18 protein-coding genes and 6 tRNA genes are annotated in these 22,884 nt (G+C 55.6%); 13 read left to right on the plus strand and 11 right to left on the minus strand.

Annotated elements, in window-relative coordinates; translation table 11 throughout:
* The first annotated feature begins 8 nt into the window (after positions 1–8).
* From ACSOSI_RS18235 to ACSOSI_RS18250, 4 genes are all read left to right on the plus strand, one after another.
* Positions 9–1,256: a DUF1479 domain-containing protein gene (locus ACSOSI_RS18235; RefSeq protein ID WP_476705905.1), complete on the plus strand. Its 1,248-nt coding sequence runs from the start codon at positions 9–11 to the stop codon at positions 1,254–1,256.
* 109 nt (positions 1,257–1,365) lie between these two features.
* Complete coding sequence (locus ACSOSI_RS18240) at positions 1,366–3,057, plus strand: sensor histidine kinase (protein WP_112363873.1); 1,692 nt, start codon at positions 1,366–1,368, stop codon at positions 3,055–3,057.
* Positions 3,054–3,788 (plus strand): LytR/AlgR family response regulator transcription factor, encoded by a 735-nt coding sequence (locus ACSOSI_RS18245; protein WP_112363872.1) that lies wholly within the window; start codon positions 3,054–3,056, stop codon positions 3,786–3,788. Before ACSOSI_RS18240 ends, ACSOSI_RS18245 begins: the two co-directional genes overlap by 4 nt.
* Positions 3,789–4,112: 324 nt before the next feature.
* On the plus strand, positions 4,113–5,339 hold the full coding sequence (locus ACSOSI_RS18250; protein WP_012146119.1) for an L-lactate MFS transporter: 1,227 nt from the start codon (positions 4,113–4,115) through the stop codon (positions 5,337–5,339).
* Positions 5,340–5,402: 63 nt separating this feature from the next.
* Here ACSOSI_RS18250 and glk read toward each other — a convergent pair whose 3' ends face one another.
* Entirely contained in the window at positions 5,403–6,368 is a 966-nt protein-coding gene (gene glk / locus ACSOSI_RS18255; RefSeq protein WP_112363913.1) for a glucokinase, read from the minus strand.
* A gap of 340 nt (positions 6,369–6,708) precedes the next feature.
* Here glk and ACSOSI_RS18260 point away from each other — a divergent pair, with 340 nt between their 5' ends.
* Positions 6,709–7,956, plus strand: coding sequence for an ion channel protein (locus ACSOSI_RS18260; RefSeq protein ID WP_476705906.1), 1,248 nt, complete (start codon positions 6,709–6,711; stop codon positions 7,954–7,956).
* On the opposite strand, the gene ACSOSI_RS18265 is transcribed toward ACSOSI_RS18260, so the two are convergent.
* Complete coding sequence (locus ACSOSI_RS18265; protein ID WP_476705907.1) at positions 7,953–8,645, minus strand: aspartate/glutamate racemase family protein; 693 nt, start codon at positions 8,643–8,645, stop codon at positions 7,953–7,955. The genes ACSOSI_RS18260 and ACSOSI_RS18265 overlap by 4 nt on opposite strands.
* 66 nt (positions 8,646–8,711) lie before the next feature.
* The gene (locus ACSOSI_RS18270) at positions 8,712–9,164 is read right to left on the minus strand and encodes a multidrug/biocide efflux PACE transporter (protein WP_012146123.1); all 453 of its coding nucleotides are present in this window, start codon (positions 9,162–9,164) and stop codon (positions 8,712–8,714) included.
* Positions 9,165–9,263: 99 nt separating this feature from the next.
* Here ACSOSI_RS18270 and ACSOSI_RS18275 point away from each other — a divergent pair, with 99 nt between their 5' ends.
* A complete protein-coding gene (locus ACSOSI_RS18275) occupies positions 9,264–10,154 on the plus strand; it encodes a LysR family transcriptional regulator (RefSeq protein ID WP_476705908.1) in 891 nt (296 codons plus the stop codon).
* Here ACSOSI_RS18275 and ACSOSI_RS18280 read toward each other — a convergent pair.
* Entirely contained in the window at positions 10,130–11,791 is a 1,662-nt protein-coding gene (locus ACSOSI_RS18280; protein ID WP_476705909.1) for an alpha-keto acid decarboxylase family protein, read from the minus strand. The two genes, ACSOSI_RS18275 and ACSOSI_RS18280, sit on opposite strands and share 25 nt — an antisense overlap.
* Before the next feature lie 247 nt (positions 11,792–12,038).
* On the opposite strand from ACSOSI_RS18280, the gene mgrA reads away from it, so the two are divergent.
* Together mgrA and ACSOSI_RS18290 are read left to right on the plus strand one after the other, a co-directional pair.
* Complete coding sequence (mgrA, locus tag ACSOSI_RS18285; RefSeq protein ID WP_112363867.1) at positions 12,039–13,028, plus strand: L-glyceraldehyde 3-phosphate reductase; 990 nt, start codon at positions 12,039–12,041, stop codon at positions 13,026–13,028.
* A gap of 230 nt (positions 13,029–13,258) precedes the next feature.
* Positions 13,259–13,660, plus strand: coding sequence for a DUF2502 domain-containing protein (locus tag ACSOSI_RS18290; RefSeq protein WP_012146127.1), 402 nt, complete (start codon positions 13,259–13,261; stop codon positions 13,658–13,660).
* A gap of 221 nt (positions 13,661–13,881) precedes the next feature.
* Here the strand turns inward: ACSOSI_RS18290 and ACSOSI_RS18295 are convergent, their stop codons facing one another.
* A complete protein-coding gene (locus tag ACSOSI_RS18295) occupies positions 13,882–15,114 on the minus strand; it encodes an Nramp family divalent metal transporter (protein WP_476705910.1) in 1,233 nt (410 codons plus the stop codon).
* 378 nt (positions 15,115–15,492) lie between these two features.
* Between ACSOSI_RS18295 and ACSOSI_RS18300 the strand changes: the two genes are divergently transcribed.
* Positions 15,493–16,680 carry a NupC/NupG family nucleoside CNT transporter gene (locus tag ACSOSI_RS18300; RefSeq protein ID WP_012146129.1) on the plus strand — a complete coding sequence of 396 codons (1,188 nt, stop codon included), beginning with the start codon at positions 15,493–15,495 and terminating at the stop codon, positions 16,678–16,680.
* Positions 16,681–16,824: 144 nt separating this feature from the next.
* Here the strand turns inward: ACSOSI_RS18300 and ACSOSI_RS18305 are convergent.
* The 3 genes from ACSOSI_RS18305 to gltX form a co-directional block, all read right to left on the minus strand.
* A tRNA-Ala gene (locus tag ACSOSI_RS18305) sits at positions 16,825–16,900 on the minus strand.
* 60 nt (positions 16,901–16,960) lie between these two features.
* Positions 16,961–17,036: transfer RNA gene (locus ACSOSI_RS18310), tRNA-Ala, on the minus strand.
* Between the two features lie 260 nt (positions 17,037–17,296).
* Entirely contained in the window at positions 17,297–18,706 is a 1,410-nt protein-coding gene (gltX, locus tag ACSOSI_RS18315; protein WP_017893563.1) for a glutamate--tRNA ligase, read from the minus strand.
* Positions 18,707–18,998: 292 nt separating this feature from the next.
* Here gltX and ACSOSI_RS18320 point away from each other — a divergent pair.
* From ACSOSI_RS18320 to ACSOSI_RS18335, 4 genes are all read left to right on the plus strand, one after another.
* Positions 18,999–19,074, plus strand: a tRNA-Val gene (locus ACSOSI_RS18320).
* A 40-nt stretch (positions 19,075–19,114) separates the two neighbouring features.
* Positions 19,115–19,190 (plus strand) — tRNA-Val (locus ACSOSI_RS18325).
* Positions 19,191–19,229: 39 nt separating this feature from the next.
* Positions 19,230–19,305 (plus strand) — tRNA-Val (locus ACSOSI_RS18330).
* A gap of 7 nt (positions 19,306–19,312) precedes the next feature.
* Positions 19,313–19,388 (plus strand) — tRNA-Lys (locus ACSOSI_RS18335).
* Positions 19,389–19,634: 246 nt separating this feature from the next.
* Here the strand turns inward: ACSOSI_RS18335 and dhbA are convergent.
* The 3 genes from dhbA to ACSOSI_RS18350 are packed head-to-tail and all read right to left on the minus strand — an operon-like array spanning position 19,635 to position 22,879.
* Positions 19,635–20,393, minus strand: coding sequence for a 2,3-dihydro-2,3-dihydroxybenzoate dehydrogenase (gene dhbA / locus ACSOSI_RS18340; protein ID WP_476705911.1), 759 nt, complete (start codon positions 20,391–20,393; stop codon positions 19,635–19,637).
* Positions 20,393–21,247 (minus strand): isochorismatase, encoded by an 855-nt coding sequence (locus ACSOSI_RS18345; RefSeq protein ID WP_115184127.1) that lies wholly within the window; start codon positions 21,245–21,247, stop codon positions 20,393–20,395. Before ACSOSI_RS18345 ends, dhbA begins: the two co-directional genes overlap by 1 nt.
* A gap of 3 nt (positions 21,248–21,250) precedes the next feature.
* Complete coding sequence (locus tag ACSOSI_RS18350) at positions 21,251–22,879, minus strand: (2,3-dihydroxybenzoyl)adenylate synthase (RefSeq protein WP_476705912.1); 1,629 nt, start codon at positions 22,877–22,879, stop codon at positions 21,251–21,253.
* Between the last annotated feature and the right edge of the window lie 5 nt (positions 22,880–22,884).

Raw genomic sequence — 22,884 nt, forward strand, 5'->3', positions numbered from 1 at the left:
AGAACACCATGGCTTCCTTACAGATTGACGATATTCCAGGCGCAATTAAAACCGTCAAACAACAACTGCGCCAGGCATTACCGAATTACCGTGAGACCTTCCTGGCACTGGAAGACAATATCCGTCAGCAGGTCGAACAAATCCGCCAGGAGCTGGCCGCCGGTCAAAACCCGGTGCCGCAAATCGATGCCGAAGATATCCTGCAACAGCGCGTTAGCGAGCAGCAAAAAGCGCTGATCAAACAGCGTGGTGCCTGCGCCATTCGCGGCGTTTTTCCCCGTGACAAGGCTACGGCCTGGAACCGGGAAATCGGCGACTACCTCGACCGCAACAACTTCGTCGAACGCCTGAAAGGGGCCGCCGAAGACAACTACTTCGGCAAACTGGCCGCCAGCAAGCCCCAAATCTACGGCATTTACTGGTCAAAACCGCAGGTGGAAGCCCGCCAGGACGCCCGCATGCACGCGGTACAGGTATTCCTTAACAGCCTGTGGGAAACCGAAAGCAACGGAAAACAGCATTTTGACCCGACGCGCGTCGCCACCTACGCCGATCGCACCCGTCGCCGTCCGCCGAACTCCTCTTCGCTGGGCCTGTCGCCGCACGTAGACAGCGGCACCATTGAGCGCTGGCTGGATGAAAACTTCCGTTACGTCTATCGCCACGTGTTCTCCGGCAACTGGCAGGATTATGATCCGTTCGCCGCCGACGGCCGCACCGAAGTGCGTGAAATCGCTTCACCGGCGGTGTGCTCGATGTTCCGCACCTTCCAGGGTTGGACGGCGCTGACGCCGCAGCGCACCAATGCCGGCACGCTGAACCTGGTGCCGGTGGCCAACGCCATGGCTTATGTGCTGTTGCGTGCGCTGCAGGATGACGTCGCCGACGATGATCTGTGCGATGCCGCCCCAGGACGGGCACTTTCGATCTCCGAAAAATGGCATCCCCTTTTAATCAGTGGGATTTCCCCTATTCCCGATTTAGAGCCGGGTGATACGGTTTTCTGGCACTGCGACGTGATCCACGCGGTGGAAAATGAGCATAACGGCGAATTCGACAGCAACGTAATGTACATCGCTGCCGCGCCGGGCTGCGAGAAAAATGATGCCTACCTGCAACGTCAGTTGCCGAGCTTTATCGCCGGCAAAACCCCGCCGGATTTCGCCCCTGATGATTTCGAAGTGGACTTCGTCGGCCGGGCCACGGTTGACCTGCTGACAGCGCTCGGCAAGGAACAGTTGGGCATTAATAAATAATACGCTGCCCCGTGGCGCGCCGCCCGGCCGTCACGGGGTCAATTGGCTGTGATATACTCCCGGTATCTTTCCGCCGCAGCGAGAGCCCGCCGTGCACCCCTTTTTTGAAATGCTGTTAGCGGTATTTGATCGCGCCGCGTTGATGTTGATCTGCCTGTTTTTCCTCACCCGCACCCGGTTGTTCCGCCAGTTGCTGCAAAAAGAGGACCATACGCCGCTGGAGTTGGCCATGGTCACCGCCATCTTCTCGCTGTTTGCCCTGTTCAGCACCTATTCCGGCGTTAACGTTGAAGGTTCTCTGGTCAACGTACGGGTGATCGCCATCATGGCCGGCGGCATTCTGTTCGGCCCCTGGGTAGGGATCATTACCGGCATCATTGCCGGGGTGCATCGCTACCTGATAGATATCGATGGCATTACCTCGGTTCCCTGCCTGATCACCAGTATCATTGCCGGGATCGGTGCCGGGTATATCAACCTGAAGGTGAAGAAAGAACAGCGCTGGCGCGCCGGGATCATCGGCGGCATGCTGTGTGAATGCCTGACCATGCTGCTGATCGTGCTGTGGGCCAGGCCGACCGAACTGGGGCTGGATATCGTCTCCAAAATTGCCCTGCCGATGATCCTCGGCACGGTGTGCATTGGCCTGATCGTGCTGCTGGTGCAGAGCGTGGAAGACGAAAAAGAAGTGATCGCTGCCCGCCAGGCCAAACTGGCGCTGGATATTGCCCGCAAAACGCTGCCGTATTTTCGCAATATCAACAGTGAAACGCTGGCCACCATCTGCGACATCATTCGCCACGACATTCAGGCCGACGCGGTTGCCATCACCGATACCCATCAGGTGCTGGCCTATGTCGGGGTGGGGGAAGAAGCCTACCCGATTGGCCGTGAAGGCCTGAGTCGCGTGACCCGTGAAAGCATCCGGCACGGCAAGATCATCATCAAAAATAATCTGGAAAACCCGGCCACGCCGCAGATCCACTCGCAATTGGTGATCCCGCTGTGGGAGAAAGGCGAAGTGACCGGCGCGCTGAAAATTTACTACTGCCACGCCCATCAGATCACCAATACGCTGAAAGTGATGGCGGTCGGCCTGTCGCAGATTATCTCCACCCAAATGGAAGTCTCGCGCATTGAGCATCTGCGCCAGATGGCGGACAAAGCGGAAATGCGCGCCCTGCAAAGCAAGATCAACCCGCACTTCCTTTTCAACGCGCTTAACGCCATTTCGTCCTCGATCCGCACCAATCCGGACACCGCGCGCCAACTGATTATCAACCTGTCACGCTACCTGCGCTATAACCTGGAGCTGAATGACGAGTTAATCGACATCCGCAAAGAGTTGCACCAAATCCAGGATTATATTGCCATCGAACAGGCGCGCTTCGGCGCCAAGCTGACGGTGATTTATGACATCGATGACGATATTTCGGTACGCATCCCCAGCCTGCTGATCCAGCCACTGGTGGAAAACGCCATCGTGCACGGTATCCAACCCTGTAAAGGCAAAGGCGTGGTGGTGATTGCGGTGAAAGATCAGGGTGACCGGGTCAAGATTTCAGTCAAAGATACCGGCCACGGCATCGACCCACAGGTCATCGAACGGGTGGCCCGCAACGAGATGCCAGGGCACAACATCGGTCTGCTGAACGTGCATCATCGGGTGTCCCTGCTGTACGGCGAAGGGCTTCGCATCCGTCGCCTGGAACCCGGCACCGAAATTGCCTTTTACATCAGCAAAAATGGCGGCAAACTGCCGGTAGAGAACAACATACTGCCGGCCGGGGAGCTATCATGAAAGCCATCATCGTTGAAGACGAGTTCCTCGCGCAGGAAGAACTCAGTTACCTGATTAAAAAACACAGCAATATCGTTATCGAAGCCACCTTCGAGGACGGGCTGGACGTGCTGAAATACCTGCAGACCCATCAGGTTGACGCCATTTTTCTCGATATCAATATCCCGTCGCTGGACGGGGTACTGCTGGCGCAGAACATCAGCAAATTCGCGCACCGTCCTTCTATTGTGTTTATCACCGCCTATAAAGAGCATGCGGTGGAAGCATTCGAAATCGAGGCCTTTGACTATATTCTCAAGCCCTATCACGAAGCGCGTATCGTCACCATGCTGCAGAAGCTGGAAGCGCTGCATAACCGCCCCGCCACTTTACCGGAGCAGGCCAGCGCACCGAATCGCAGCAGCCACAGCATTAACCTGATCAAAGACGAGCGCATTATCGTTACCGACATCAACGACATTTACTATGCCGCCGCCGATGAGAAAGTGACGCGGGTTTATACCCGGCGCGAGGAGTTTGTGATGCCGATGAACCTGACCGAGTTTTACGGGCGCCTGCCTGAAGAGCATTTCTTCCGCTGCCACCGTTCCTACTGCGTCAATCTGTCTAAAATCCGCGAGATCGTGCCCTGGTTCAACAACACTTATATTCTGCGGCTGAGCGATCTGGATTTTGAAGTGCCGGTCAGCCGCAGCAAGGTGAAAGATTTTCGCAAACTGATGCGTTTATAATCGCCGGCCGTTACCAGCGGCTACCGTCCAATAATGACCGTGATTATCGCGATCGCCTGCGGGTGATCGGCGATAAATCGCTAACATTCTTGATTTAGATCACGCGCCACCCGCTGCATTTCATCCCCTTTTAAGCCTTAAAACGGCAACTCATGCCGCGATAGATGCATTTCATTCCTTCCCTTGTGCAACTCATTCCCGATCCGCCGCCGGCTGGTACTACCAGCCATATAATATGCCCATACCGCGGGGTTCAAGACAGCGCCCGCAAATTTCAGCCAACGGCTAACGCCCGGCAATGCACACACAGGAAGGAGCCCGGCCATGAACACCAAACCGGCAAATCGCAGCTTAATCGTTCTGGGTACCATCATCTGCCAGATGGGTCTCGGTACTATCTATACCTGGAGTCTGTTCAACCAGCCGTTGGTCGACAAGTTCCACTGGGGCCTCGCTGACGTCGCCACCACCTTCTCCATCACCAGCTTCTTCCTGGCCTTCGCCACTTTATTTGCCGGCAAACTGCAGGAACGCTTCGGGATCCGTAACCTGACCCTGTGCTCTGGCATCCTGGTGGGTCTGGGCCTGATTGCCAGCGCCTACGTCAGCTCACTGAATATGGTTTATCTGCTGGCCGGGGTGGTGGTCGGTTTCGCGGTAGGTATCGCTTATATCTCTACCCTGTCCAACCTGATCAAATGGTTCCCGGCCAACAAAGGGCTGATCTCCGGTATCTCGGTGGGGGCTTTCGGTAGCGGTAGCCTGCTGTTCAAATACGTTAACGCCGCGTTGATTGCCGACGTTGGTGTTTCCTCTGCCTTCTTCTACTGGGGTGCCATTGTGATGGCGCTGATTGTACTGGGCTCCCTGCTGTTGAAAGAGCCGGTACTGGTGAGCCAGTCTGCACAGCAAGGGACCAGCGGCCTGGGCAATGACTTCAGCGTCCGCCAAATGCTGGCGACCAAAGAAGCTTACCTGCTGTTCATCATCTTCTTCGCGGCTTGTATGAGTGGTCTGTATCTGATTGGTATCGTGAAAGACATGGGCGTACAACTGGCTGGGATGGACCTGGCTACCGCCGCCAACACCGTTTCCGCCGTCGCCATCTTTAACACCGCAGGCCGTATTATTCTGGGTACGCTGTCCGATAAAGTGGGCCGCATGCGCGTCATCAGCTTTACCATGCTGGTCACCGTTCTGGCGATTGTGGCGCTGAGCTTCCTGACGCTGAACCACACCTTGTTCTTCATCTGCGTCGGTGCCGTCGCCTTCTGCTTCGGTGGCAACATCACCGTATTCCCAGCGATTGTCGGTGACTTCTTCGGCCTGAAAAACCACAGCAAAAACTACGGCATTATCTATCAGGGCTTCGGTCTGGGCGCACTGGCCGGTTCGTTTGTCGCCAAATACTTCGGCGGCTTCCATGCGACCTTCATCGTGATTGGCGTGCTGTCAGTGGCTTCTCTGATAATCACCCTGTTCATCAAGGCACCGAAAGCGGTAGCGCAGGAAGAAGAACACTTCTCGCAGGCGCAGTTGGCAAAAGCCTAACGCCTAAAACGATAAAAGGGGCGCAACTTAACGGTTGCGCCCCTTTTTTAATTGCTGCGATTATTACAGATGCATACCCAGCGTCTGGCGCAGGTGAGCGCCGGCACCCAGCAAACCGGGTTGTCCATGGGTGATCATAAAGACCGGAATGTCGTGCACGTAATCCTTGAAACGCCCTTTATCCTCGAACGCCGCACGGAAACCGGAGGCTTTGAAAAACTCCATAAAGCGCGGCACGATGCCACCGGCAATGTAAACGCCGCCAAAGGTGCCCAGGTTCAGCGCCAGATTGCCGCCGAAGCGCCCCAAAATAACGCAGAACAGCGACAGGGCGCGGCGACAGTCGATACAACTGTCAGCCAGTGCGCGCTCGGTAATGTCCTTCGGCTCCAGCTTTTCCGGCAGGCGGTTATCGGACTTGACGATAGCGCGGTAAAGATTGACCAGCCCCGGCCCGGACAGCACTCGCTCGGCAGACACATGGCCCACTTCAGCGCGTAACACCTCCAGAATGATATCTTCCTCTTCACTGTTCGGTGCGAAATCAACGTGGCCACCCTCGCCCGGCAGGCTCACCCAGCGACGATTAACGTGCACCAGATGTGCCACCCCCAAACCCGTCCCGGCACCATACACCGCAATAGGTTTGTCTTTCTGCGCGCTCCCACCGCCGAACTGCAATACATCCTCTGGTGACAGCATCGGGATCGCCATCGAAACGGCGGTAAAGTCGTTGATCACTTCCAGATGGCTCAGCCCCAGACTGGCCTTCATCTGTTTAATCGAAAACGCCCAGGTATGATTGGTCATCGCCACCCAGTCTTCAGTGACCGGACAGGCAATGGCAATACAGGCGTCCTGTACCTGGATATCCTGATCTTTTAAGTATTGGCGGATTACCGCCTCCAGGCTGTCAAACTCCAGGCCGGAATAGGTTTTCGCCTGGGTAATTTCACCCGTCGCCACAGTGCACAACGCCAGGCGGGCATTGGTGCCGCCTACATCACCTACGAGGGCATAAGTCATCAGTATCTTCTCCGCGAAATGAATAATAGAAAGCTGCCCACACTGTAAAATCCCGCTGCAAAAACAACAATCACCATCCGCTGCGCGGCCATCCATTAGCGATCCGGATCACAAAAAACGTTTCAGCCAACCCTTTTCAGCCCCATCTGAAACAAATTGCGGCAAAAAACGCGCCATAGTCACTGTTAACCGTCATGACAGAAAGGCACTATTAACCGGCTGCGGCCTTCACGCCCGGCCGGAAATAACATTGCGTGCCAGAGTGCCGATTGTCTGGCAAGCTGTGGCCATAACCATCACCCGTTCGGCCTGCCATCCAGCGCCATTGAAAAGGGATCCCTGCATGCTGCACCCGCGCGCCAATGCCATGTTGGCTTTCGCTCTGCCCGCTCTCGTTATCGGTTCGGCCTCAAGCCTGGTGCTCATTCTGGTGATGAAGTTCGCCGATGCGCTGCAGCGGTTGCTGTGGGTAAATATTCCTGCGGCTATGAATATCGATACTCATTCGCCCTGGTGGCTGATCGGCATTCTGACGCTGACCGGCGTCGCCGTTGGGCTGATAATCCGCTATATGCCTGGTCATGCGGGGCCTGATCCGGCCACTGAATCTTTGATCGGGATGCCGCTGCCGCTTTCGGCGCTGCCCGGTCTTACGCTGGCGCTGATCGTTGGCCTGGTGGGTGGCGTCAGTCTGGGGCCGGAAAACCCGATCACCGCCATCAATATTGCGCTGGTGGTGGCTATCGGTTCGCGCCTGCTACCAAAAGTCCCCCGCATGGACTGGATTATTCTGGCCGCGGCCGGCACCATCGGCGCACTGTTCGGTACCCCGGTTGCCGCTGCACTGATCTTTTCGCAAACGCTGGCAGGCAATAATGACGTGCCGCTGTGGGATCGGCTATTTGCCCCGTTAATGGCGGCAGCGGCCGGTGCGGTCACTACACAGTTATTTTTCACGCCGAACTTTGCCCTGCAGCTTGATCCCTACACCGTCACCCGACTGACGGATATTTTCAGTGGTTCCATCGTCGCCCTGATCGCCATCGCACTGGGCATGGTGGCGCTATGGAGCTTCCCACACGCCCACCGTCTGTTCCACTCGATAAAAAATCCGGTGCTGATGCTGGGATTGGGCGGTTTTGTGCTTGGGTTGCTGGCGTTAATCGGTGGCGACATCACCCTGTTTAAAGGGCTCGATGAAATGAAGCGGCTGGCGATGGGCGAGAATTATTCTGTCACGGAGCTACTGCTGATTACACTGAGCAAATTGGCGGCTCTGGTGATTGCTGCCGCCAGCGGCTTTCGTGGTGGACGTATCTTCCCGGCGGTGTTTGTCGGGGTAGCGCTGGGCCTGATGCTGCATCAGCATGTTCCGGCGGTACCGGCGGCGATTACCGTTTCCTGCGCCATTATGGGGTTGGTATTGGTGGTCACGCGTGACGGCTGGCTCAGCCTGTTTATGGCCGTTGCCGTGGTGCCGGAACTGCACCTGTTGCCCATACTCTGTGTGGTGATGTTGCCCGCCTGGCTGGTGCTGGCGGGCAAACCGCTGATGCTGGTGGGCAAGCGCCACTCTGCGCAGGACGATTAAGCGAGCGCGAATTCCGCTGCGGCGCGCGCATGGATGGCGGTGGTGTCGAAGACCGGCACTGATGCATCCTGCGCGCTGACCAGCAGGCCAATCTCGGTGCAGCCGAAAATGATGCCTTGCGCCCCCTGCTGTTCCAGGTCGCCGATAATGCGGCGGTACTCATCGCGCGACGCATCACGGATTTTCCCCAGGCACAGCTCTTCATAAATAATACGGTGCACAATGTCGCGATCGGCCGCCACCGGGGTCACCACTTCGATGCCGTATTTTTCCTGCAAGCGTCCACGGTAAAACTCCTGCTCCATGGTAAAACGCGTGCCGAGTAGCCCGACGCGGCGAATGTCCTGTTGGCGCACCTGCAGTGCCGTGGCGTCGGCGATATGAATCAACGGCAAGCCGCTGGCCTGTTCAACCGCATCCGCCACCTTGTGCATGGTGTTGGTACAAATGACGATGGCCTGCGCACCGGCGGCACGCAGCGAGGCCGCAGCGGCAGCCAACAAATGCCCCGCGCCGTCCCAGTCGCCCTGATGCTGCAGGCGTTCAACCTCGTGAAAATCGACGCTGTAGAGCACAATTTTGGCCGAATGCAGGCCACCGAGGCGCTCTTTCACCTGTTCATTGATCATGCGGTAATAAGGTATGGTCGACTCCCAACTCATGCCGCCCAGCAGGCCCAACACTTTCATCGTTTGCTCCTCCGTCATTGCTGCAATGATCCGACATTACCTGAGAATCGCAGTGATGACGACGCCTTATTTAGCCGAGGAATTGACCGGCTGGCGCGCCTCGAACCAGCGCTGACGCAGGGTATCGTACGCCCAGTTATAGAACATGGTGTACGGCAGGAAGAACAGGAAGAAACCAAGTTCCAGCATAAACGCCTGCACAAAAGAGATGCTCAGCATCCAGGCGGCAATCGGTACGCCGATCAACACAAACCCGGCCTCAAAACCCAGGGCATGAAACACCCGCACCTTAAGATTACGCACCACGCGGCCCACTGGCCACAGGCGGTCAAAAACGGTGTTATAAACCATGTTCCATACCATGGCGACGGTGGACAACATCACCGCCAACGCACCGACCTGTACCATCGAACGGTTTAGCAACCACGCGCCCAGCGGGGCGCAGATCATCACTGCGATGGCTTCAAAACCGACGGCGTGGACGATACGTTCAATGAAAGACTTGTTTTGCAGTTGCATACATCACCTGTTTTTTTACTGTTATTGCTAAAGTCAGGTGATTATCATCGATTTTTTGGGTAGATTAAAAATAGGTTCCATCGATAAAGTAGATACATCATGCGCTATTCACCCGAAGCCCTGCAGGCGTTTGTTGAAGCTGCCGCCCTCGGCTCGTTCTCTGCCGCCGCACGCAAATTGCGCAAAAGCCAGTCCACCATCAGTACCGCCATTGCCAACCTGGAGGCCGATCTTGGGCTGCTCCTGTTCGATCGCCAGGCGCGCCAACCGGTGTTGACCGCCGCCGGCCACAAAGTACTGGGCCATGTGCAGGAGATCCTTGCCGCCAGCGAACGGCTGGACGCACTGAGCATTCGGCTGGCGGACAATATCGAGCCGCGCCTCAGCCTGGTGTTCTCCGATACCTATCAGCCGAAACACCATGATCGACTGATGCAACTTTTCGAGCAGCGCTATCAGGATATCGAACTGGAGTGGATGATCGCCGAAGACGGCGACGTGCTTGACCTGTTGCAAAGCGGCCGCGCGCATCTCGGCATGGTGGAGGTTCAGGCCAGTTACCCGCCGGACATCGGTTTTGCGCGGCTGCCGGAACAAACGGAAATGGGGCTGTTCGTCACCCACTCGCACCCGCTGGCGCAGACGGCCTCCCCCACGCCCGAACAACTGTCCAGCACGCGCCAACTCATCCTCAATACCTATAGCGGCGCTGAAGCCGCCCGCTCCGGCGGTCTGGTGTGGTCAGCTCCCAGCTACCTGCTATTGCTGGAAATGGCGGAACAAGGGTTTGGCTGGGCCGTACTGCCGAACTGGTTGGTAAAACAATACGGCCATGACAAGTTGACCGAGCTCAAACCCCGCGGCTGGCCGAAGCTGATTTCAGTGGATGCGGTATGGTCGAAACTGACCCCGCCGGGGCCGGCGGGGTATTGGTTGCTGGAACGCCTGCTGGAAAACGCAGTGGATCAGGCGGCCGCGTTACGCGAGTGAATGGCGCGTGAAACGCTATCGAGCAGTTCGGGAATATCCATCTTCGGCAGCATCACTTCCACAAAGGCCAGTTGTGGGCTGTCGCCAACTTCTTTCAGCGCCTGGCGCAACTGCTGCGGATCGGCGACCCGCAGCGTTTTCACCTGATGCTCGCCCGCCAGCGCCTGCGGTAACTGCGTCCAGTTCCACTGGGCGATGTCGTTGTAACGCTGTTGCGGGCCGTGAATGGCCCGTTCAACGGTATACCCCTCATTATTGAGCAGGAAGATCACCGGCTTTTGTCCATCACGCAGCATCGAACCCAGTTCCTGCGCCGTGAGCTGAGCCGAACCATCGCCGATCAGCAACACCACCCGCCGATCCGGCTCCGCCGTTTGTGCACCGAACGCCGCCGGCAGGGTGTAACCGATAGAGCCCCACAGCGACTGGACGATAAACCGGCAGCCTTGTGGCAGACCAAGAGCCGCAGCACCAAAGCAGGCGGTGCCCTGTTCGGCGATCAAAATATCGCCCGGGCGCAGAAAGTCCTGTATCTGTTGCCAAAAACCGTGCTGATCCAGGCCGCTGCCGTTCGGATCGGGCAACGTCGGGCGTTTAATGGCCGGTACTGGCCATTGTTTTGCCAACGATAGCGTCAACTGGTGCAGTGCTATTACCGCATCACGCAGCGGGATTTGGCTAAATACCTGCTGCCCTACCCGTACTTCAAACGGCTGAAGATCAATGCATTTTTCCGCAGGCAGATGATGGCTGAAGCCGGCGGTAATGGTATCGGTAAAGCGCACGCCGACGTTAATCACCACATCGGCCCCTTCAATCAGTTGCTTCACCTGTGGATCGCTGGCGGCACCGGCGTAAGTGCCGGTAAAGCAGGCATGGGTTTCATCCAATACACTCTTGCCCAGCAGCATGGTTGAATGCGGTATCTCAACCTCATTCATCCACTGTTCCAGTACTTTTTCCGCCCCAAAACGTTCCGCCAAAAAATCCGCCAGCAGGGAAACCCGCCTGGCCGGTAACAGCATTTGCCGCGCGGCGGCGATAAAAGCTTGCAGCGACGCCTGGGAAAGATGCGCCTGCCGTAACACCAGCGGCGCAGGCCGGGATGCCAACGGTGCTTCCGCCACCTCACTGGGTAACACTATATAGACCGGGCGGTGCTCAAACAGCGCGATGGTCAGCAGGCGGTCGATTTCCGCCTCGGCGTTGTCGGGGGTAAGGCTGGCCTGCGCGACGGTCACCTCTTTCGCCATACGGGCAAAGTGGCCAAAGTCACCGTCCCCCAGCGAATGGTGCAGCAAATCACCGGCCCGCTGCGCGCGTAACGTTGGGGCACCCACTACGTGGATCACCGGCAGATATTCGGCGTAGCTGCCGGCAATACCGTTGAGCGCGCTCAGTTCGCCCACGCCAAAGGTGGTCAATAAAGCGGCGGCCGGTTTACAGCGTGCGTAACCATCTGCGGCATAGGCGGCATTGAGTTCATTAGCGCAGCCTACCCAGGTAATTTGTGGATGACTGATGACATGATCGAGAAACTGCAGGTTGTAGTCACCCGGCACGCCAAAGAAATGTCGGATGCCGATCTGAGCCAAACGATCGAGTAGGTAATCAGCCACTCTATAGGTCGTATTCATGATCATCACCTGCCAACATTTGAGATTGTCAGTATTAAGTATCGAAGATGTGGTATGAATTTCGAGCTTTGTGTATAAAAAACGACTGGCAACCCAGCGTTACATCTACGCCCTATTGGCAGGCATGGGGAATACCTCCCCGCTGTATTTGTCCCGTTATGGCGATTAAGCGTGATCGGGAACTCTGACAACTCTTGTGAAAACGCATACACTAAAATTCATTTCACCTCTGCTGAAAAGGGTTCCTATGCTCTACCAGGCTGATTCTTCACGTTACCAAAATATGGAATATCGCCGCTGCGGCCGTAGCGGCCTGAAACTGCCGGCCATTTCACTCGGCCTATGGCATAACTTTGGCGACACCACGCTGTATGACAACGCGCGTAAACTGATCCACTGCGCTTTCGACCGTGGGATCACTCATTTTGACTTGGCCAACAACTATGGCCCGCCACCCGGTTCCGCCGAGGAAAACTTCGGCCGTATTCTCAGCGCGGACCTGAAGCCCTGGCGCGATGAACTGATCATCGCCTCAAAAGCCGGTTACACCATGTGGCCAGGCCCTTATGGCGACTGGGGATCGAAAAAATATCTGGTTGCCAGCCTGGATCAAAGCCTGCAGCGCATGGGGCTGGACTATGTGGACATCTTCTACCACCATCGCCCGGATCCGGATACGCCGCTGGAAGAAACCATGGCGGCGCTGGACTTGCTGGTGCGTCAGGGCAAGGCGCTGTACGTCGGGCTGTCCAACTACCCGGCCGACCGCGCACGCCAGGCGTTTGCTATTCTGCAAAAACTTGGCACGCCGTGCGTGATCCATCAGCCGAAATACTCAATGTTCGAACGTTGGGTTGAGCCAGAATTACTGGACACGCTGGAAGAACACGGCGTAGGCTCCATCGCCTTCTCACCGCTGGCCGGTGGCCTGCTGACCGATCGCTATCTGCAGGGGATCCCGCAAGATTCACGCGCCGCCAGCAGCAGCCAATTCCTGCAACCCGGCCAACTCACCGACGATAAGTTGGATAAGGTGCGTCGGCTCGATGCGCTGGCGCAACAGCGCGGGCAGAAGCTGTCGCAAATGGCACTGGCCTGGGTATTACGTGGCGACCGCGTCACTTCGGTACTGATCGGCGCCAGCAAGACTGGCCAGATTGAAGATGCCGTCGGCATGTTGGCTAATCGCAGCTTCAGCGATGACGAAATAACTCAGATCGAACAAATACTAATGTAATCGCTTACAATTCTCGCCGGTTTCCCCACCGGCGATACCCTATTTCGGCCAGACAAATCTTAAATCACTCGCCCCCGATCGTTTTTCAGATTCTCTCTAAGATTCAACCCTATCCGCAAAGGCTAAGATGCCGCTATTGCAGGTAAAACTATAAGGCCATTTTATAAACTGATGAACGCGCTTCATTACTTATAAAAAGGGCCGGGCCGCTGCGGCGGAAAGGAGAATTCATGTTTAAACCTCTGTTATTGGCCGCCCTGTTGGTGGCGTCGACACTGCCAGCCATGCAGCAAGCCCAGGCTGACGGCCTCAGTATCGATCTGATGCCGGGCGTTTCATTACGCATCGGCGAACAAGACAACCGCGGCCGTTACTGGGACGGTTATGACTGGCGTGACCGTGACTGGTGGCAGGGCCATCAGGGGCGCTACCTGGGTGACCGCAACCGCCGGGGCTACAACTGGGACGGTTATCGCTGGCGCGACAACGACTACTGGCGCAAAAATTATTACTATCATGAAGGCCGCTATCGCAAATACGATAAGCACTACTACAAGCATCATGAAAAGCACCACTGGAAGAAAAAACATCATGATGACCGTGATCATCGTCACCATGATCACGACGACTGACAGGCATCATGCCGTAATGCCTGCCAGCTAAGGTGAAATTGTTCCCTCTCCTTTGGGAGAGGGTTAGGGTGAGGGGATACATACTTACGCGAAAGCCCCTCACCCCGGCCCTCTCCCTCTGGAGAGGGGGACTATCGCTTTAGCAAAGTCGTACATTATTATTCAGAACTTTGCTTAGCTGACCGGCATTAGGCACTGCCGGCCTTTGATTTAATAGGCGCTCACAGCAGGCCACCGATCAGCAGATAACCGTTCAACCCCACCACGACTACCACGATCAACTTACCTATCGTCTGTATGGTGCGGCTGTTCACCATCTCACCCATCAACTCACGATTCCCGGTGAACGACAGCAACGGCACCAATGCCAGTGCAATACCGAAACTCAGTAATACCTGGCTCAGTACCAAAATGCGCGTGGCGTCCATCCCCAACATAATGACGATAAACGATGGCAGCATGGTGACCACACGACGCACCCACAGCGGAATGTAAAAACGCACAAACCCCTGCATCACCACCTGCCCCGCCAGCGTGCCCACCACGGTAGAAGATAACCCGGCGGCTACCAGGCTCAGCCCGAAGATCGTGGCCGCCGCCTGCCCCAACAAGGGCTGCAGCGTTAGATAGGCCTGGTCAAGATCGGTAATACCGCTGTGACCATTAAAGTGAAAGGCCGCGGCGGCGGTAGCCATCATCGCCAGGTTAACAAACCCGGCAATGGTCATGGCAATGGCCACATCGACCTTGGTGGCAGCATACCTGTCGGCCTTTGAGTTTTCCCCGGCCGCCTGAGTTAACGACGAATGCAGATAAATCACGTGCGGCATAATGGTGGCACCAAGCACCCCGGCGGCCAGAAACACCGCATCACCGTTCGGCAAATCCGGCAGCGCCATGCCTGTTAATAGCGGGCCTAACTGCGGTTGGGAAAACACCAGTTCCACCATATAAGCCAAAGCGACAAACAGCAGCAGGCTGCCAATCACCCATTCCAACGGTTTTTGCCCACGTTGTTGCAACAGCAGGATCAGGAAAGTCGCGATGCCGGTCAGGATCGCTCCCTCCAGCAAAGTCACGCCCAACAGCAGTTTGAAACCTATAGCCGCGCCGATAAATTCGGCCAGATCTGTGGCCATCGCAATAATTTCTGCCTGAACCCAATAAGCCCACACCGCCGGACGCGGGAAACGATCGCGAATATGCTCCGCCAGGTTTTTACCCGTGGCAATGCCCAGTTTGGCAGACAACAGTTGGATCAACATCGCCATCACATTGGCCCACACCACCACCCACAGCAGGGTATAACCAAAAGAGGCACCGGACTGGATATTGGTGGCGAAATTACCGGGGTCAATGTAGCCGATAGCCGCGATAAATGCGGGGCCCATCAGGGAAAGTTTGATCTTCCTGGATGAGCGCGGGGTGGTCTCAACCACGCGACTGTTCAGCATGTTCTGAACCCTTACTTCTAATAAGCCTGGGGTTATCTTATGTAAATGATAATAATTATCAAGTGCATTTGTGGCGGTAATACTTATCTCTGCAATAGGGAAAAAACACGGATTTAACGAAAGGTTTAGCGGGTAGATGAACATTTTCCGCACTCTGCCGGGCCAGATTCAGAGCACAATGCGTCTTATAATCAAATTAGTGGAGGAATAGGAATTTCATATGACTTCATTAAGCTCTTGATTTTTTATGCTTTACCGTAATAATTTAAGACGTTTCCCAGTATGAATTTCCATATTTGCAATAGACCTCTCGTTTTTAAACGTGGCGTTACATAAAATGACATCCGAAATTCAGCCTGCCTCAAGTTTGGAGCAAACATGTCCCATATTGCGCACTTCGCGTTAGCGTTGGTGGTGGTCACGATCCTGGCACTTTTAGTATGCCGCGATCGTAAAAGCATCCGCATTCGCTACGTTATTCAACTGTTGGTTATTGAAGTACTGCTGGCCTATTTTTTCCTGCATTCGGAAGCGGGTTTAGGCTTTGTAAAAGGATTCGCAGCGCTGTTTGACAAGCTGCTCGGGTTTGCTGGGCAAGGGACTGAGTTTGTATTCGGCGGTATGGGTGATAAAGGTTTGGCCTTCTTCTTCCTGAAGGTACTGTGCCCGATCGTCTTCATCTCCGCGCTGATCGGTATTCTGCAATACATTAAAGTACTGCCGTTTGTCATCCGCATCATTGGTACCGTGCTGTCAAAAGTCAACGGTATGGGCAAGCTGGAATCGTTCAACGCCGTCAGTTCGCTGATCCTGGGCCAGTCGGAAAACTTCATTGCCTATAAAGATATTCTGGGCAAGATGTCTGAAAAGCGCATGTACACCATGGCAGCGACCGCGATGTCTACGGTTTCCATGTCCATCGTCGGCGCTTACATGACCATGCTGGACGCCAAATTTGTGGTCGCGGCACTGGTACTGAACATGTTCAGCACCTTTATCGTGCTGTCATTGGTCAACCCGTATGACACCAGTAAAGAAGAAGAACTGCACCTGGGCAATCTGCACGAAGGCCAGAGCTTCTTCGAAATGCTGGGTGAATACATTCTGGCTGGTTTTAAAGTAGCTATTATCGTTGCTGCGATGCTGATCGGCTTTATCGCCCTGATCGCCGCGCTAAACGGCCTGTTCAGCGCCATCTTCGGCCTGAGCTTCCAGGAAATTCTGGGCTACTTCTTCTATCCATTCGCCTGGATTATGGGTATTCCTAAGCACGAAGCGTTGCAGGTGGGTAGCATCATGGCAACCAAACTGGTATCCAACGAATTCGTGGCGATGATGGAACTGCAGAAAATCTCTGCTGAACTCTCTCCTCGCAGCATGGGTATTCTGTCGGTGTTCCTGGTTTCCTTCGCCAACTTCTCTTCCATCGGCATCGTTGCCGGTGCGATTAAAGGGCTGAACGAGCATCAGGGCAACGTGGTTTCTCGCTTTGGTCTGAAGCTGGTTTACGGTTCAACGCTGGTCAGCATCCTGTCTGCGTCCATCGCAGGCCTGGTTCTGGGCTAAGCCGAAACGTCAGTAAGATATCAGTAAGATAAAGGTCGCTTCGGCGGCCTTTTTTAATGCCTGCAATTCGGTGCATGGGAAAGGGAAGACAGTAAGGAAAGACAGAAAGCAAAAAGCCGACCCTGAGGTCGGCTTTTTAAATGGTGGTGGAGCTAGACGGGATCGAACCGTCGACCTCTTGCATGCCATGCAAGCGCTCTCCCAGCTGAGCTATAGCCCCACAAAAGTGGTACGCTTTAACCGGCGTTACGGTATTCCCCAACCCTTCTGAGATAAAGGTTGGTGGAGCTAGACGGGATCGAACCGTCGACCTCTTGCATGCCATGCAAGCGCTCTCCCAGCTGAGCTATAGCCCCAATCCACAATCACAAAATCCTGTGAACGGGGCGCATAATATGAAACCCACTCTAAGCTGTCAACGGCTAAATTGCATTCCTGCTTCAAGCGCTGAAAAAGCCGCCAAATCAGCGCGTTTGCTGCTAAAAATTGAGCATTATGACCCAAACCATGACCCTGCCGCGGCGTACCAGGAATTCGCCATCAAGTAGCAGATACAAAAAAGCCCCGGGATTGCTCCACGGGGCTTTGTCATTAACTGGCAGGGAAACGCTCAGCCTTAAGCTTCACGCCCGGCAATATAAGCCAGCGCCAGGTCGATACGCTGCAGAGAACGGCTCTGACCGATGGCATGAACGGTGACATCCATACCCGGTGACTGACCGGCACCGGTAACCGCCACGCGCAGCGGCATACCTACCTTGCCCATACCTACGCCCAGCTCATCTGCCGTGCCCTGAATGGCGTCATGCACGTTTTCCGGCGTCCAGGCAGTGATAGCGGCCAGTTTGGCGCGCACCGCTTCCAGTGGCTGACGAGCAACCGGACGCAAGTGCTTCTTGGCAGCGTCAGCGTCGAACTCGCTGAAGTCTTCGTAGAAGTAACGGCAAGACTCGGCCATTTCCTTAAGCGTTTTGCAACGCTCGCCCAGCAGCTTAACGATATCTTTCAGCTCAGGGCCATTGCGGGTTTCGATACCCAGTTGCTCAACATGCCACGCCAGGTGCACTGCCACTTCTTCAGCCGGCATATGGTTAATGTAATGGTGGTTCAGCCACTGCAACTTCTCGGTATTGAAGGCACTGGCGGATTTGTTGATCGCTTCCAGGGTAAAGAACTCTTTCATCTCATCAATAGAGAAGATTTCCTGGTCGCCATGAGACCAGCCCAGACGCACCAGATAGTTCAGCAGCGCCTGCGGCAGGTAGCCGTCGTCACGGTACTGCATCACCCCTACCGCACCGTGGCGTTTCGACAGTTTTTTACCGTCGTCACCGAGGATCATCGAAACGTGCGCGTATTCCGGCACCGGCGCACCCAGCGCTTTCAGGATGTTGATCTGGCGCGGGGTGTTGTTGATGTGGTCTTCGCCGCGGATCACGTGGCTGATTTCCATATCCCAGTCATCTACCACTACGCAGAAGTTATAGGTTGGTGAACCGTCGGTGCGGCGGATGATCAGGTCATCCAGCTCCTGGTTGCTAAATTCGATCGGGCCGCGGATCTTGTCGTCGAAGATCACCGAGCCTTCCTGCGGGTTACGGAAACGCACCACGTGTGGCTCGTCATCGGTATGGCTGCACTGGCTGTCGCGGCAGTGGCCGTCGTAACGCGGTTTTTCGCCGTTTTCCATCTGCTTTTCACGCAGCGCTTCCAGACGTTCCTTCGAGCAATAGCATTTATAGGCGGTATCCTGCACCAGCATGTCGTCAATCACCGCGTTATAGCGGTCAAAACGCTTGGTCTGGAAGTACGGGCCTTCATTCCAATCCAGGTTTAACCAGTTCATGCCATCCATAATTGCGTCGATCGCGTCCTGGGTTGAGCGTTCCAGATCGGTATCTTCGATACGCAGAACGAACTCACCGCCCGCATGGCGGCTGAACAACCAGGAGTAAAGCGCAGTACGGGCGCCACCGACGTGAAGATAGCCGGTTGGGCTCGGTGCAAAACGGGTTTTGATTTTCATTGGTTTCACTGCCTTATTACGCAACGCGTGTCGGCGGTTGCCGACGATTGCTCGGAATTTAAAAAAGTGGGCAACATTGTACCACCACGCGCTAATTCCTCAACGCTGACACGATATTGCCATGGCTGATTTCATCATCTCTGCGGCGCTTTACGCATAACAATGTGCAAAGATTCGACATTGCAGGCGATAAATATCGCATCCTGTTTAAATTTGCGGCGAACGATTGAAATCATTTTAAAAACCGTTGACTCACTTTCAACTATCCCTATAATGCGACTCCAACAAGACGGGGCGATTAGCTCAGTTGGTAGAGCATCTCCTTTACACGGAGGGGGTCGGCGGTTCGAGCCCGTCATCGCCCACCATCTTGTTGAGCAGTAAAGCAGTAAGAAATGAGAAGAATGAGGGTGATTAGCTCAGTTGGTAGAGCATCTCCTTTACACGGAGGGGGTCGGCGGTTCGAGCCCGTCATCACCCACCACTCATTCTCTTGTTTGGCAGTACCCGGAAGTTCTGAAGTGGGTGATTAGCTCAGTTGGTAGAGCATCTCCTTTACACGGAGGGGGTCGGCGGTTCGAGCCCGTCATCACCCACCACTTCTGCGGGTCGTTAGCTCAGTTGGTAGAGCAGTTGACTTTTAATCAATTGGTCGCAGGTTCGAATCCCGCACGACCCACCATTACAGAAAAAAGCGCCTTTGGGCGCTTTTTTCGCATCTGACGTCCGGAACAATTCAAAACCCCTATAACCCTTCCTGCGACGCCAATAAAAAAGGCGCTGCAAGCAGCACCTCATAATTAACAAACCCGCATAAGAGCTTAACCCGTAGGGGACGAACATGTTCGTCCCGACTTAACCCATTAGTTATACCAATGGGCGCAGCATGCGGCGCCCCTACTATTAGCCACAAGGTAGAACCTGATGATCAGGCCGCCAGCGTCGCCCCGCCATCAATCACAATATCCTGCATGGTGATATGGCTGGCGCGATCGGAAGCCAGGAACAAAATGGCATCGGCGATTTCCTGTGGCTGAGCAATTTTACCCAGCGGAATCCCCAGTTTGAACTGTTCCGGGAAACCGTTAATGGTGTTCTGCTCACCGGTTTCATCCTGCCACATGCCGCGCTGCATTGGCGTATTGGTCGATCCTGGCGAAACCAGGTTGCAACGTACGCCATAAGGGGCCATCTCCAGCCCTACGGTGTTGCACAGGCTGCGTAATGCCGCCTTGGAAGCACAATAGGCCGCCATACCGACGCGCGGCACATGCGCGGCGTTAGATGCCACGCTGACAATCGCACCGCGTCGTTGGCGACGGAATACCGGCAAAGCGTGGCGGAACATATTAAATGCCCCACCGGCATTGACGGTCAGGCAAGCCAGCCAGTCTGCGGTGCTGGTTTCATCCGCCAGCCCCATACGCAGAATACCGGCGCCGTTGACCAGCACGTCCAACGCCCCCTGCTCCGCCAGCAAACGTCCGCAAACCCGATCTACCGCATCACTGTCGGCGATATCCAGCACTTCGGTGCGGAATGCGTATTCCGGCTCGCCAAAATGTTTATCAAAGCCAATCACTTCGGCACCGGCCTGCACAAACGCCAATGCCGTTGCCAGACCAATCCCGGCCCCAGCACCAGTGACCCAGACTCGCTTACCGGCGAAATCGCCCCGTTGTTCCATCAGGCTTTTCCCTCCGACAGCAACGTCCACCAACCATCGATGGTCGGGTTCTTGGCCAGTGCGATAAAATCAATATCGCCACGAATTTTACGCCAGCGCGCCGCCAACTCCATGATGCGCACTGAATCCAGACCGTAGTCGATCAGGTTTTCATCGTCGCCCATATCTTCACTGTCTTCATCGAGGAAAGGCATGATTTGCTGACGTAAGGCAGCCTTGCTGGCAATGCCCGGCAACAGTTCGGCAGTGGTCACCACGCGGCCACAACGGCCAGCGGTATAACGCAGCGCCATCAGATGCTCTTCGCGGGAGAAATCGGCCAGGCCGTCAGCCACCATAAACGGCTGAATATTGCGCATGAAGGCGTCGATCGCCGTAGTCATACAGCCGATATGGGCGTAGACACCACAGATGATCAACTGATCGCGCCCCGACTCCTGCAGAATTTCCTGCAGCGGTGAGCGGTGGAAGGCACTGTAGCGCCACTTCACCAACACCGTATCGTCTTCTTCCGGGGCCAGAGCGGCGACCACCGCCTGCTGTTCCGGGTGCTTATTCAGGCCCGGCCCCCACATGTCATTGAGTAATGCACGGTCTTCATCGCTCTGCTGATTAGGCTGCGCGGTGTAAAACACCGGGATCCCCTGTGATTTGCAGTAACGACGCAGGTTGGCAATATTCTCCACCACCTGCCTGATCAACGGGCTGTCTTCACCCCAGAAATTCAGGAAATACTGCTGCATATCATGGATCAACAGTGCAGCGCGCTGCGGTTCCACCGTCCAGCTCACTTTGTTGGTCGGCAGTTCAGCCTGAGTCGGCAACGCGTAATCATTCAGTTTTGGAATGGCCATGACTTATTCTCCCTGGACCAGAGTCAGTTGTTGCGCCTCCAGGCGTTGGCGCAACAGTTTTTTATCCACTTTGCCAACCGGGGTGAGCGGCAGCGTATCAACCTGTATAAAACGGTCGGGTAATTTAAATTCGGCCACGCCCTCGCCGCGTAAATGGCGGCGCAACACCACCGGCTTCATCGCGCTGGTCGCGATAATATAGGCGCAGCTTTTTTCCCCCATCAGTTCGTCCGGCATCGACACCAACGCCGCATTGATCACTTCCGGATGGCGCAATAACAGGTTTTCGATTTCTTCCGCAGCGATCTTTTCCCCACCACGGTTAATCTGATCTTTTTGTCGCCCTTCAACTTTCACATAGCCATCTTCGGTCAGGCTGATCAAATCGCCGGAACAGTAGAAACCGTCCTTATCAAAGGCGGCGGCGTTATGCTCCGGACTTTGGTAATAGCCGCGGAAGGTATAAGGGCCACGGGTCATCAGACGCCCGGTTTCCCCCACCGGTAGCGGGTTGCCATCTTCGTCAGCCACCCACAGCTCGTCATCCGGCGACATCGGGCAGCCCTGAGTGGTCAGAATATGCTGGTCGTCATCGTCCAGACGGGTGTAGTTCACCAGGCCTTCCGCCATGCCGAACACCTGCTGCAACTGGCAGCCGATCTCGGCCGGAATACGTGCCGCCAGGGTTTCGCCCAGCTTGGCGCCGCCCACCTGCAACAGCTTAAGGCTGGCCAGTTGCTGGCAACCGCCCCACTCTTCAATCGCCTGCAGCCACAGCGTCACCGCCGGTGGCACCAGCGCCGTCACGTTAATCTGATGCTGCTCGATCAAACGGAAACATTGTCCGGCATCCGGGTCGCTGGCAAACACCACCAGCCCGGCGCCATAAAACACGCCCAGGATGCCCGGAGAACTCATCGGATAGTTATGGGCCACCGGCAGCGCGCACAGGTAGCGGGTATCGACGTCGAAATGGCAAATTTCCACGCTGCGGCGAATGCTGTAGTAGTAATCGTTGTGAGTCCGCGGGATCAGCTTTGGCGTTCCGGTGCTGCCACCGGAAAGCTGGAAAAACGCCACCTGGTCGGCCGGGCTTGGCGTCGCAACAAAACCACTGCTGTCCTCTTCCAGCCAGGCCGCCAGCGACTGCTCGCCCCCGTCCTGATTGCGCAATGCCACCACGCGCAATGAAGGATGCTCGGCGCGAAACGCCGTCAGAAATTCGTCGTTGCCAAACAGGCCATGCTGACGGTCGGCAATCAGCAATGCTGGTTTGATCTGTACGGCGTAGGCGTTCAGCTCATTGCGTTGATGACTGAACAGCGCGTTCACCGGTACCACGCCAATTTTCAACAACGCGAAGAAGGTTACATAGAACTCGACCACGTTGCCCAGCTGCACCAGCGCAGTATCTCCGCTCTGAATGCCGCGGCGCTGCAGGGCGGCAGCCAACCGATCGGAGAGCTGATTAAGCCGGCGGTAACTCAGGCTGCGCTCCGGGTCGATCAGCGCGATAGCGTCATTTTTGGCCTGGCGAGTGATGATGTCGGTCAGGGGCCGGTCGGTCCAATAGCCGCGTTCGCGATAACGATGGGCTAACGCCTCAGGCCAGGGGGTAAAAGCAATGGTCATGGGAA

It is taken from the genome of Serratia sp. AR11, assembly GCF_056376275.1.

Bases quoted from the DNA above. Each gene is read 5' to 3' on its own strand.
- ACSOSI_RS18235 (WP_476705905.1), top strand. From the start codon at position 9: ATGGCTTCCTTACAGATTGACGATATTCCAGGCGCAATTAAAACCGTC.
- ACSOSI_RS18240 (WP_112363873.1), top strand. From the start codon at position 1,366: ATGCTGTTAGCGGTATTTGATCGCGCCGCGTTGATGTTGATCTGCCTG.
- ACSOSI_RS18245 (WP_112363872.1), top strand. From the start codon at position 3,054: ATGAAAGCCATCATCGTTGAAGACGAGTTCCTCGCGCAGGAAGAACTC.
- ACSOSI_RS18250 (WP_012146119.1), top strand. From the start codon at position 4,113: ATGAACACCAAACCGGCAAATCGCAGCTTAATCGTTCTGGGTACCATC.
- ACSOSI_RS18260 (WP_476705906.1), top strand. From the start codon at position 6,709: ATGCTGCACCCGCGCGCCAATGCCATGTTGGCTTTCGCTCTGCCCGCT.
- ACSOSI_RS18265 (WP_476705907.1), bottom strand. From the start codon at position 8,645: ATGAAAGTGTTGGGCCTGCTGGGCGGCATGAGTTGGGAGTCGACCATA.
- ACSOSI_RS18270 (WP_012146123.1), bottom strand. From the start codon at position 9,164: ATGCAACTGCAAAACAAGTCTTTCATTGAACGTATCGTCCACGCCGTC.
- ACSOSI_RS18275 (WP_476705908.1), top strand. From the start codon at position 9,264: ATGCGCTATTCACCCGAAGCCCTGCAGGCGTTTGTTGAAGCTGCCGCC.
- ACSOSI_RS18280 (WP_476705909.1), bottom strand. From the start codon at position 11,791: ATGAATACGACCTATAGAGTGGCTGATTACCTACTCGATCGTTTGGCT.
- mgrA (WP_112363867.1), top strand. From the start codon at position 12,039: ATGCTCTACCAGGCTGATTCTTCACGTTACCAAAATATGGAATATCGC.
- ACSOSI_RS18290 (WP_012146127.1), top strand. From the start codon at position 13,259: ATGTTTAAACCTCTGTTATTGGCCGCCCTGTTGGTGGCGTCGACACTG.
- ACSOSI_RS18295 (WP_476705910.1), bottom strand. From the start codon at position 15,114: ATGCTGAACAGTCGCGTGGTTGAGACCACCCCGCGCTCATCCAGGAAG.
- ACSOSI_RS18300 (WP_012146129.1), top strand. From the start codon at position 15,493: ATGTCCCATATTGCGCACTTCGCGTTAGCGTTGGTGGTGGTCACGATC.
- gltX (WP_017893563.1), bottom strand. From the start codon at position 18,706: ATGAAAATCAAAACCCGTTTTGCACCGAGCCCAACCGGCTATCTTCAC.
- dhbA (WP_476705911.1), bottom strand. From the start codon at position 20,393: ATGGAACAACGGGGCGATTTCGCCGGTAAGCGAGTCTGGGTCACTGGT.
- ACSOSI_RS18345 (WP_115184127.1), bottom strand. From the start codon at position 21,247: ATGGCCATTCCAAAACTGAATGATTACGCGTTGCCGACTCAGGCTGAA.
- ACSOSI_RS18350 (WP_476705912.1), bottom strand. From the start codon at position 22,879: ATGACCATTGCTTTTACCCCCTGGCCTGAGGCGTTAGCCCATCGTTAT.